Source organism: Paractinoplanes durhamensis (assembly GCF_016862175.1).
GTDB classification, from domain to species: domain Bacteria; phylum Actinomycetota; class Actinomycetes; order Mycobacteriales; family Micromonosporaceae; genus Actinoplanes; species Actinoplanes durhamensis.
This window is the reverse complement of the sequence record NZ_BOML01000021.1, coordinates 358,578-369,653: the sequence shown is the minus strand read 5'-3', so window position 1 is coordinate 369,653 and position 11,076 is coordinate 358,578. Positions and strand designations below refer to the sequence as shown.

At 72.0% G+C, this 11,076-nt stretch carries 6 protein-coding genes and 1 pseudogene; 4 read left to right on the top strand and 3 right to left on the bottom strand.

Annotated features, from left to right (window positions below; genetic code table 11):
• A pseudogene (locus Adu01nite_RS13655) lies at positions 1-6,231 on the bottom strand (SDR family NAD(P)-dependent oxidoreductase); the annotation flags it as partial.
• A gap of 176 nt (positions 6,232-6,407) precedes the next feature.
• On the opposite strand from Adu01nite_RS13655, the gene Adu01nite_RS13650 reads away from it, so the two are divergent.
• Both Adu01nite_RS13650 and Adu01nite_RS13645 read left to right on the top strand, forming a co-directional pair.
• Positions 6,408-7,421, top strand: a complete 1,014-nt coding sequence (locus Adu01nite_RS13650; RefSeq protein ID WP_203727003.1) for a rhamnogalacturonan acetylesterase — start codon at positions 6,408-6,410, stop codon at positions 7,419-7,421.
• Positions 7,422-7,423: 2 nt separating this feature from the next.
• Entirely contained in the window at positions 7,424-8,737 is a 1,314-nt protein-coding gene (locus tag Adu01nite_RS13645; RefSeq protein WP_203727002.1) for a right-handed parallel beta-helix repeat-containing protein, read from the top strand.
• 12 nt (positions 8,738-8,749) lie between these two features.
• On the opposite strand, the gene Adu01nite_RS13640 is transcribed toward Adu01nite_RS13645, so the two are convergent.
• Complete coding sequence (locus tag Adu01nite_RS13640; RefSeq protein ID WP_203727001.1) at positions 8,750-9,298, bottom strand: hypothetical protein; 549 nt, start codon at positions 9,296-9,298, stop codon at positions 8,750-8,752.
• A gap of 140 nt (positions 9,299-9,438) precedes the next feature.
• Between Adu01nite_RS13640 and Adu01nite_RS13635 the strand changes: the two genes are divergently transcribed.
• Positions 9,439-10,203: a hypothetical protein gene (locus Adu01nite_RS13635; RefSeq protein WP_203727000.1), complete on the top strand. Its 765-nt coding sequence runs from the start codon at positions 9,439-9,441 to the stop codon at positions 10,201-10,203.
• A gap of 60 nt (positions 10,204-10,263) precedes the next feature.
• Positions 10,264-10,635, top strand: coding sequence for a hypothetical protein (locus tag Adu01nite_RS13630; RefSeq protein ID WP_203726999.1), 372 nt, complete (start codon positions 10,264-10,266; stop codon positions 10,633-10,635).
• Here Adu01nite_RS13630 and Adu01nite_RS13625 read toward each other — a convergent pair.
• Positions 10,609-11,028 (bottom strand): hypothetical protein, encoded by a 420-nt coding sequence (locus tag Adu01nite_RS13625; protein WP_203726998.1) that lies wholly within the window; start codon positions 11,026-11,028, stop codon positions 10,609-10,611. The genes Adu01nite_RS13630 and Adu01nite_RS13625 overlap by 27 nt on opposite strands.
• Between the last annotated feature and the right edge of the window lie 48 nt (positions 11,029-11,076).

The following is an 11,076-nucleotide window of genomic DNA, read 5'->3' as shown; positions in this document are numbered from 1 at the left end:
CCTCGGGTCGGTTGGTGCCAGGGAACGTTCGGTGGCGATCCAGCGGGCCAGGGCGGCCGGGGTCGGGTGGTCGAAGACCACGGTGGCCGGCATGGTGATGCCGGTTGCCGCCACCAGCCTGGTGCGCAGCTGGATCGAGCCGACGGAGTCCAGGCCCTGGTCGGTGAAGGCGGCGCCGGGGTCGACCATCGCCACGTCGGGATAGCCCAGTTCGCCGGCCACCTCCGCCCGGATCAGATCCTCGGCGGCGGCGATAAGTTCGTCGCCGGTGAGGCCGTTCAGCACGCCGGTCGAGCCGCCGAACCGGGGCGGGTCCTCGGCGGTGGCGGTCGCCGCGGCGGAATGTGCGGGCCGGGGTGTGATGGCCGCGCTGCCGGGTGGCAGCGGGGCGATGACCGGTTCACCGGTGCGCAGTGCGGCGTCGAAGGCGGCCGTCACCTCGGCCGGGGTCAGCGGGCGCAGCCGGGAGCGGGTCACCGGCATGCCGCCGTCGAGATCGAGCGGGCCCCAGGCCAGCGACAACGCCGGCTGACCGGCGACGTGCCGGCGCCGGGCCAGGTCGTCGAGGAAGGAGTTGCCGGCCGCATACGGTCCCTGGCCCGGGTTGCCGAGCAAGCCGGACGCCGACGAGAACAGCACGAACGCGGCCAGGTCGCCGGTCAACTCGTGCAGGTGCCAGGCGGCGTCGACCTTCGGCCTGAGGACGGCATCGGTGCGCTCCCGGGTAAGCCCTTCGATGGTGCCGTCGTCGATGACACCGGCCGCGTGCACGACCGCGGTGACCGGCGGGTCGGCCTTGGCGAGCAGCCCTTCCACGTCAGCCCGGACCGCGACGTCGGCGGCTTCGATGGTGACGGCGGCGGCCAGCTCCGCACGCAGCCGCGCTGCCTCCGGCGCCGCCGCACCCCGCCGGCTGACCAGCAGCAGATGCCGAACACCGTGCGCGGCAACGAGATGCCGGGCGATGACCCCGGCCAGAGCCCCGGTCCCGCCGGTGACAAGCACGGTCCCAGAACCGAACAGGCCCGCCTGCCGATCACCGACGGCAGCCCGCCCAACATCAGCCCGATCGACATCAACATGAACGCCGTCAACACGAACGCCGTCAACACGAACGCCGTCAACATGAACGCCGTCAACACGAACGCCGTCAACACGAACGCCGTCAACACGAACGCCGTCAACACGAACGCCGTCGGCTCGGATCAGTCGGGGCACTGCGGTTGCTCCGCGGTGGATGGCGACCTCGGGTGTGGTGGTTGCCAGTCTTGTTGCGCCGGGTAGGGCGTTCTTGGACTCGTCGGTGCCGTCGTGGACTACGAGGCCGACCATGCCCGGGTATTCGGCGGTGGCCACCCGCACCAATCCGGCGATGGCCGCCGAGCGGGTGGTGACGACGAGCCGGGCCGGCGCCGGCAGTCGCTCGCGCAAGGCCTGGACCGCGGCCCAGACCTGGTCGCGCACCTCGCCGGGGCCGGCCGGATCGCCGACCGATAGATCGAGCACGGCCGGCATCTCGCCGTCGGCGGGAACCGGCATCGGCGTGAAAGCAGGCCGGAACAGCGGGCGTGGCACGGCTCGCAGCGTCAAGGACTCGATCTCGAGCAGCGGCTGTCCGTCCTCGCCGGCCAGTTGCACCGCGATCCGGTCGCCACGCTGCGGGTCCCGGGTCAGGCGAACCCGGGCCCGGGAGACGTCCGCGCCCCAGCGGCGGACTCCGGTGAAGACGAACGGCAGCCGCGGCTCACCGCCGGGCTCGAACAACCGCGCCGGGTGCAGCGCGGCATCGGTCAGCGCGGCATGCAGGTCGGTCCCGGCGCTCGCGGCGGAAACCGGCAGGCGCACCTCGGCGTAGATCGCACCGTCGTGCCGCCACGCCGCCGTCACGCCGCGGAAGGCGGGACCGTAGTCATCCCCGGCGTAAAGGCCGCCGATATCGGCCGCTTCCGCACCCGCCGGCGGCCAGACCCGCGCCCACGACCACGGCTCCGGCTCGTCCTGCGGAAGCGAAGAACGGCAAGTGCCGGTTGCGTGGCGGGTCCAGGTGCCGTGCCGGCCGGCCTGGATCTCCAGGGTCCGGGCGCCGTCGGTGGCCGGTTCGCCGAGCAGCAGCCGCAGGTCGACCGGCTCGTCGTCGGGCAGTTCCAGGGGACGTTCGACGATCAGCTCCGCTACGACTGGCACGCCGGCCTCCTGAGCGGCGCTGACTGCCAGCTCGGCCAGGAGGGTGCCGGGCACCAAAGGAGTGCCGCCGAGGGCGTGGTCGCGCAGCCATGAGTGCGAACGGAGGGACAGGCGACCTGTGGTTGCGGTCAGGATTCGGGGAGCCCGGACGGTGTCGGCCAGCCAGAAGCGGCGGTGCTGAAACGCGTAGGTGGGTAGGGCGGCTGCCTGTTGCGGGTCGGTGCGGCCCAGCACCGTTGACCTGTCCAGGGGGACGCCGGCCGCCCAGAGCAGCGCGGGGGTGTCGTCGGACAACGGCACGGCCTGGCCCGGGACCAGGTGGGACAAGGTCGGGCGCGGGGCCAGCTCGACGACCACGCCGGTCAGGGTGGCGGCCGCGGCGGCGAATCGCACCGGCTCGCGGATCTGGCGCACCCAGTAGTCGGCGCTGCTCTGGTCGGCGGGGCGGCCGGTCAGGGTGGAGATGATCGGGATCGCCGGGGCCGCGTACGAAAGGGAAGTCGCCACCGATGTGAACTCGGCGAGCATCGGCTCCATGCGTACGGAATGGAAAGCGTGACTCACCCGCAGTGCTGTCGTTCGGTGGCCGCGGGCGCGCAGCGTCTCGGCGATGGTTGCTACGGCCGTTTCGTCGCCGGAGAGGGTGACCGAACTCGGGCCGTTGATCGCCGCCAGGCCGGCCCGCTCGCTCAGCAGCGGGCGCACCTCGTCCTCGGTGGCGTCGACCGCGATCATGGCGCCGCCGGGCGGCAGCGCGCCCATCAACCGGGCTCGCGCCGCGACCAGGCGGACCGCGTCGGGCAGCGTAAGGATGCCGGCTACGTGGGCGGCGGCCAGTTCGCCGATGGAGTGCCCGACCAGCACGTCCGGGCGCACGCCCCAGGAACGCAGGAGCCGGTAGGCGGCCACGCCGAAGGCGAACAGGACGGGCTGGGCGTATTCGGTGCGGTCGAGGTCGGCGTCGGCCGGGACCTCGAACTCGGCCAGGATCTCGTGGTAGGCCGCCCCGAACACCGGGGTCGACAGCATCTCCCCCATGCCGGGCCGTTGGGCGCCCTGGCCGGGAAAGACGAACGCGACCTTGCCGGGCGGGCGGCCGGTGCCGAGGACGACGCCGGGATGCCGGTCGCCGGCGGCCAGGGCGGCCAGCCCGTCCGCCCCGAGCACGGCGGCCCGGTGACGCTGGGCCGCGCGGTTGCCGAGCGCGGCCGCGTCGACCGGGTCGTGCGCGAGCAGCCTCGCGGCCTGGGCGCGCAGGGCCGGCTCGTCCGCCGCGGAAAGGAGCAACGGAAACCCGGCCTCCGGCGTGGCCGGCTCGACCGGGAGCAGAGCTGACTCAGCCAGCAGCGGAGCCGACCCAATCGGCAGCGAGACCGGCATTGGGGCCGTTGGCGGGGCCTGTTCGACGATGACGTGGGCGTTGGTGCCGGAGATGCCGAACGACGAGACGGCGGCGCGGCGGGGGCGGTCGTGGGCGGGCCATTCGCGGGCGGCGGTCAGGAGCTCTACGTCGCCGGCGGTCCAGTCGACCTGGGTGGTGGGGGTGTCGACGTGCAGGGTGCGGGGCATGCGGCCGTGGCGCATCGCCTCGATCATCTTGATGACGCCGGCCACGCCCGCTGCCGCCTGGGTGTGGCCGATGTTCGACTTCACGGTGCCCAGCCACAGTGGCCGGCCGGCCGGGCGGTCTCGGCCGTAGACCGCCAGCAGCGCCTGGGCCTCGATCGGGTCGCCCAGCGGCGTGCCGGTGCCGTGCGCCTCGGCCACGTCCACGTCGGCGGGGGTCAGGTGGGCGTCGGCCAGGGCGGCGCGCAGGACCCGCTGCTGGGCGGGGCCGTTCGGGGCGGCCAGCCCGTTGGAGGCGCCGTCCGAGCCGACCGCCGATCCGCGGAGCAGGCCCAGCACCGGATGTCCGTGGCGGCGGGCATCCGAGAGTCGTTCCAGGAGCAGCAGGCCCGCACCCTCGGCCCAGCTGGTGCCGTCGGCGCCGGCCGCGAACGCCTTCACCCGGCCGTCGGGGGCGAGCCCGCGCAGCCGGCTGAAACCCACGAACGGGCCGGGCGTCGACATCACCGTCGCGCCGCCCGCGATCGCCAGACCGCACTCGCCGGCCCGCAGCGCCCGGGCCGCCCAGTGCAGGGCGACCAGCGACGACGAGCAGGCCGTGTCGACGGTGACGGCCGGGCCGGTCAGCCCGAACGTGTAGGCGATCCGGCCGGACGCCACGCTGCCCGCCGAGCCCAGCCCGAGGTGCGCCTCCAGCTCGGCGGTGGGATTTCCGGCGGTGTTCGCGTAGTCGCGGTACATCAGGCCCACGTACGTGCCGGTGTCGCTGCCGCGCACGGTGGCCGGGTCGATGCCGGCGCGTTCCCACAGCTCCCAGGCGGTTTCCAGGAGCAGCCGCTGCTGCGGGTCCATGGCCAGGGCCTCGGCCGGGCCGATGCCGAACGGCGCCGGGTCGAAGCCGGTCGCGTCGTGCAGGAAGCCGCCGGTCCGGGTGTACGAGTGGCCGGCCCGGTCCGGGTCGGGGTCGTAGAGTCCGGGATCCCAGCCGCGGTCGTCGGGAAAGCCGGTGATCGCGTCGGTCTCGCGGTCGACGAGGTCCCACAGGTCCTCGGGCGACCGGACGCCACCGGGGTAACGGCAGGCCATGGCAACGATCGCGATCGGGTCGTCGTCCACCGACGAGGAAGAAACCTGTCGGATCACCTTTCCCGTGTCGGTGCGCGGGATCGCGGTCACCAGGCGGATCTCGTCCGGTGCGCGACCGGCCGACAGAAGGCTGCGGCAGGCGGCCAGCAGCGCCACCGGGTCCACGTCCGGGTCGGCCGGCACGACGTAGCCGATCGCGACCTGGCCGAGCCGGTGGTGCGGGCGGCCGGCCACCATGGCGTCGGCCACCCCGGGCAGTCCGAGCAGCACCTTCTCGATCTCGGCCGGGTGCACGTTGGCGCCGCCGCGGATGATCACGTCGCTCGCCCGGCCGGTCAGCACGAGCAGGTCGCCGTCGACGAGCCGGGCCAGGTCACCGGTGTGGTACCAGCCGTCGGTGAGCACCTCGGCGGTCGCCTCCGGCTTGTTGTGGTAGCCGCGCATCACGCCCGGCCCGCGCAGCCACAGCTCGCCCTCGGCGCCGGGCGGCAGGGTCTCGCCGGTCCGCGGCCGGACGATCCGCGCCTCGAAGCCGGTGATCCGGCCGACCGACCCCTCGACCGGGTCGGCGCCGGGCGTCTCGACGGCGATCGCGCCGCACGTCTCGGTGCTGCCGTAGCTGTTGATCAGCGGAACGCCGAGGGCGGCGCGCACGCCGAGGCGCATCGAGGCGGGGCACGGCGCGCCGCCGGTGACGCACAGCCGCAGCGTGGGCACGTCCAGCCGCCGCTCGCCGAGCACGGCCAGGAGCCGGTGGTAGATGGTCGGCACGCCGGTGAGGACGGTCGGCGCGGTTGTTTCCAGGGCCTCGAGAAGCGAGGCGTCCGACGGGTGGTCGAGGATCGTCGCGGTCGCGCCGGTGACCAGGACGCCGAGCACGCAGCGGGCGTGCCCGAGCGCATGATGCAGCGGGAGCGGCCACAGCAGCCGGTCGTCCCCGCCCACCCCGAGGTGGCCGAGCACCCGCTCGACCATCGGCAGCCAGCGCGCCTGGCTGGACACGACGCCCTTCGGGCTGCCGGTGCTGCCGGACGTGTAGTGGATCCAGCAATCCTCGTCGACCCCGAGATCGTCGCGGGCGGGCCCGGTCCCGGCGGCCAGCACGGTTTCGACGGCGTCGCGGGTGACGATCAGCGCCGGTCGGCAGTCCTCGACATAACCGGCGAGTTCGGCGGTCGACGACCGCGGGTTGACCGGCACCCCGATCGCGGCCGCCCGCACCACGCCGAGCACCGCGACGATCGCGTCGATGCCGGCCGGCAGGCACACCAGCACCGTCTCGCCGCGGCCCACTCCCCGGGCGGCCAGGCCGGCCGCGAACCGCCCGGTCCGCTCCTCCAGCTCGGCGAAGGTGATCTCCCGATCGCCGCTCGCGTAGGCGATCCGGCCGGGTCGCTCGGCGGCATGCAGACGGAGAAGGTCGACTATGGACTTGATCACCAGAACACCATGTCAGACCCGGGCAAGTTTGACATTTATGCTGCTCGATATATAGCTTCGTGAACGCCGAGCCGGCACCCACGCCGGCCTACTCCTGCGGTGCTCTGCCACCGTCCCCCAGGAGTCAAGGCATGGGTTCCACCCACTGGGTCACCGGCGTCGGCACGGCCGCCGCCGCGAGCCTGTTCGCCCTGCCGGCCGGCACCGCGGCGCCACCGCCGACGTGCACCGGCACCGCCCCGATCGTCTGTCAGTACGACGTCGCGCCGGGCAACTACGAGATCGCCGCGACGGTCGGAGCCGGCACCGGGCTCACCGTCGAAGCGCGGCGCCGCATCTTCGACCCCGGCGACGCCGGCACCCGGACCGCCACGATCAACGTCCGCGAACCCGAGGGCCAGCCCACCGGGCAGGGCGGCGTCGGCACCCCCGGGCTCACCCTCACGTTCGACGGAGCGACCCCCGTCGTCACCCGGGTGAAGCTCAAACCGGCGCACCGGCCGCTCGTCGTCTACCTCGCCGGTGACTCCACGGTCTGCGACCAGCCGGTCGCCCCCTACAACGGGTGGGGGCAGGCGCTCACCGCGTCGGTGCGCCGTGGTGCGGTGGTCGCCAACTACGGCGACTCCGGGGAGAGTGCGGGCAGCTTCCTCGCCGATCCCGCGCTGTTCCCGACCATGGAGCCGCTGATCAAGCCGCGTGACCTGGTGTTCATCCAGTTCGGGCACAACGACAAGGCCACTACCGCGGACGACTACCGGGCCAACCTCATTGCGCTGATCAACGGCGTACGCAATAAGGGTGGTCTTGCTGTTCTGGTTTCTCCGCCGGTGCGGCGGCTGTTCAACGGGGCGGCGCTGAACGCGACCGCGCTGCACGTCAACTCGCTCGGGGTGGATCTGCCGGCCGAGATGCATGCGGTGGCGGCCGCCGAGAACGTGCCGATGATCGACCTGACCGCCCGCAGCAAAGCCCTGGTCGAGGGCCTCGGGCCGGCCGGCTCCACCGTGCTCTACCTGACCGTCGCCACCGACGGGGTCAACGACAACACCCACTTCTCCGAGTACGGGGCGCAGCGGATGGCCGGGCTCGTCCTCGACGGCATCCGCGAGCTGAACCTGCCCCTCACCGCCTACCTGAGGTGATCATGAAAATCCGCTCCTTCCTCGCCCCCGCCCTGGTGACCCTCGTGGCCGGCGCCGCCGGCGTCGTCGCCCTCGGTACCGCCGCGTCCGCGGCCAGCACCTACTACGTCTCGGCGAGCGGCAGTGACAGCGCCGCCGGGTCCATCTCGGCGCCGTTCAAGTCGATCGCGAAAGCACAGAGCGTGGCCGCGTCCGGCGACACCGTCTACTTCCGGGCCGGCACCTACAGCTACACCGCCGCGACGACCAGCTGCTCGTCACAGACCGCCGTGGTGGACGCCATCACGCTGAGCAAGAGCGGCATCGTCTACGCCAACTACCCGGCCGAGAAGGTGCAGTTCAACTTCGCCGGGATGACCGGGGTCAACTGCCGGATCAAGGGCTTCGACGTGACCGGCAGCTCGATCACGCTGCGTGGCTTCGAGATCGTCGGGGTGCGCCAGAACAACAGCCTCAACCACGAGTCGTGGGGCGTCTGGATCTCCGGCAGCAGCAACACGTTCGACAAGCTCAACACGCACAACAACATGGGCCCGGGGCTGTTCATCGCGAACGGCAGCAACAACCTGGTGCTCAACTCGGACTCGCACGACAACTACGATCCGTACAGCTCGTCCGGGGCCGGCACCAACGCCGACGGGTTCGGCGCGCACGTGCCGGCCGGCAAGCCCGGCAACGTCTTCCGCGGCTGCCGCGCCTGGTGGAACACCGACGACGGGTTCGACCTGATCAACGCGTACTCGTCGGTGACCATCGAGAACTCGTGGGCCTGGCGCAACGGCTACCTGCCGCAGACCACCACCGCGGCGCAGGACGGCAACGGCTTCAAGGCCGGCGGGTACGGCGGCGTCTACGTCTCCGGCGGCGTCAAGCACACCGTGCGCAACTCGGTGGCGTTCCTCAACCGGTCGGCCGGCTTCTACGCCAACCACCACACGGTGGCCAGCGACTTCTTCAACAACACCAGCTACAGCAACGGCGTCGACTACAACATGCTGGGGATCAACTCCAGCGGGGCGGCGGTCGGCCTCGGCAACCTTCGGAACAACATTGCGTACGGCGGAACTCTCACCGCCAACATGAGCGGCACCAGCGCGTCGTACAACTCGTGGAACCTGAGCGTGACGATGTCGAACTCCCAGTTCCAGAGCGTGACCACGACCGGCTGGGAGGTGTCCCGGCAGTCGGACGGCAGCCTCCCGGCGCTGACGTCACTGCACCTGGCGTCCGGCAGCACCCTGATCAACAAGGGCACCAATGTGGGCCTGCCGTACAACGGCTCCGCCCCCGATCTGGGCGCCTTCGAAACGTCCTGAGCAGGCGTCCGATCAGGGCAGGTACTGCTCCTTGACCGACGTCACCGACCCACCGTCGAAGGTCAGGATGAACAGTCGGTGTTCCCGCTCGGCGCTCAACTTGTCGAGCGGGACCTCCAGCTGCGCCAACGCGTCGTTCGGCGACACCAGCGAGAGCTTCGCGGCGGCGCCGATCGGCGCGGTCCGCAGCAGCGGGTTGTTGTTGCGGATGTAGTAGTCGTTGCACTTCTCGGCGTCGGTGATCGCCTCACCGTCCTCCTTGCACGCCGCGGTCGCCGCCGCGCCGGTGAACCAGTCCACCTTGTCGAAGGTCAGCGTCCGGGCCGAGGCGTCGACCGCGGTGATGTAGCCGTACTGCGTGCCCACCAGGGACGGATCGGCGGCCTGCTCGGTGGCGGCGGTCTCGGTCGCCGGGCCGGTCGTCGTCCCCGCGGCAGTGGTCTGCGTGTCGGCGGGCGAGGCGGCCGTGTCCGGTTTGTCGTCCGAACACGCGGCGATCGCAGCCAGGGCCACGACGGCCAGGGCGAATGCCGGCGCGCGTCGCCGCAGATGGTCGAGCACGAGACACTCTCCAGGGTCGATGGCAAAGGTCAGACCGATCGTGGGCCGCGCATCCGTTCCCGCACCATCGCTCGTTCGAACCAGGTGCGTGCCCGTTCGACCGATCGTCCGATGTGGTCGCAGCCGCGAAAGATGATCACATGCCGGGCGCCAAGCGCAAACGCAAACCCTCCACCTGGGAACGGTTCGTCAAGAAGAACGGATTTCTGTACGCGGCGGCCGGCACCGCCGTCGTGACCGCAGCGGCGTCCCCGCTCATCGGCGGCGTGCCGAACGTCGTGCAGAGGCTCTTCCGCGACGACCGGCCGACGATCACCCTGACCGACGACAGCGCCACGCTCACCGACCTGTCGCTGGCCTACCCGGCCGCCGTCGCCCAGCCCACCGAGGCCCCCGCCGGCGGCACCAAGGCCGGCGTGACCAGGACCAAGATGGTCATCTACAACTCGACCGGCGCCACCATCCGGGTCCTCGACATCCAGGCGAAGGTCCGCAAGCGATCCGGCCCGCTGCACGGCACGCTCCTCGCCCAGACGTCGCAGGGCGGCACCAGCGAGGTGATCGGGCTCGCGCTGTGGCAGCAACCGGCCATCGCCCGGGTGCTGACCGGCCCCACCGCGCTGGGCGATCCGTATTTCTCGGTGCAGTCGATCGAGCTCCCGGCCGGGGCGAGCCAGGTGGTGGAGATAACCGCGATCCCCGATCGGCACTATTACGAGTACGCCCTGGCCGTGACGTACGACCGCGACGGCAAGCAGAAGACCGCCGAGGCGACCGACGCTTCACTCAAGGTCACCGGCTACGCCCCGGCGTACGACGCCGCGTCCGAGGGCACGCCCGGCAGTTACGCGGCCATCGACGCGGCCCGGGTCAGGGAGATCGCCACCAGCCCGGCCGGCGACTGAGCATGCAGACGCCCTGCGCCGGCCGGCGGCCCCGATCGTGTTCGAGGGTTTCGAGCCCTGATGAGCGTGCCCACCCTGGTTCGCGACGCGCTGCGCTCGTTCGACTCGGCGGCCGGGACGAACTTCGCCACCCCACCGGGCACGAAGCCGGCGGTCTGCACCGCCGAGGCCCTGACCGCGAGTTCGCTGGCCGGCGCCGGGGGTGCCCTGCCGGTGGTGCTCGGCGGCGTGCACGACGCGGCCTGCCGCAACGACCGGGCCTGGCTGAACCAGTACCTGACACCGGGCGCCCACCTGGACGGCCCGCCACTGCCCGCACTGGCCGAGGCGATCGAGGCCGGCCCGGGTTACACGGCCCGGGGCTGGACCTTTCAGTTCGCGACGCGGTTCACCGGCCTGCGGGCGTTACGCGGCGCGACCCGCGGCCAATGACGGCTGAGCGCCGACCCGCTGCACCTCGGCGAGGACGTCCCCCAGGATCTGCGGCGCCGGGGTGCCCTGGACGGTGGTGACCGTCTTGCGCAGGCCGTAACGGTAGGTGACCTCCAGCCGGTAGCCGAAGCGGTCACAGCAGGCGTTGACCGGCAGGTAGGAGCCACGCAGCCGCCGGAACTCCGGGGTGGCGACCAGCCACAGCGCCTTACGACCACCGACGGTGGCTTGGTCAACGGCAAAGGTCTCCGACCGCCCGGCGAAGCCACCGGAGCGCTCCAGCACGATCGAGACAGCCGGGGCGGGCCAGACGACCGCCGGCGCAGCGACCGCCGGCACGGCCGGCGCAACCAGGCAGATGGCCACCAAAGCGGCAATTCCCACGCGTCTCATGCCGCCGACAATACCTACATTTAACGCGAAACGGGCGCGACCCGCGCC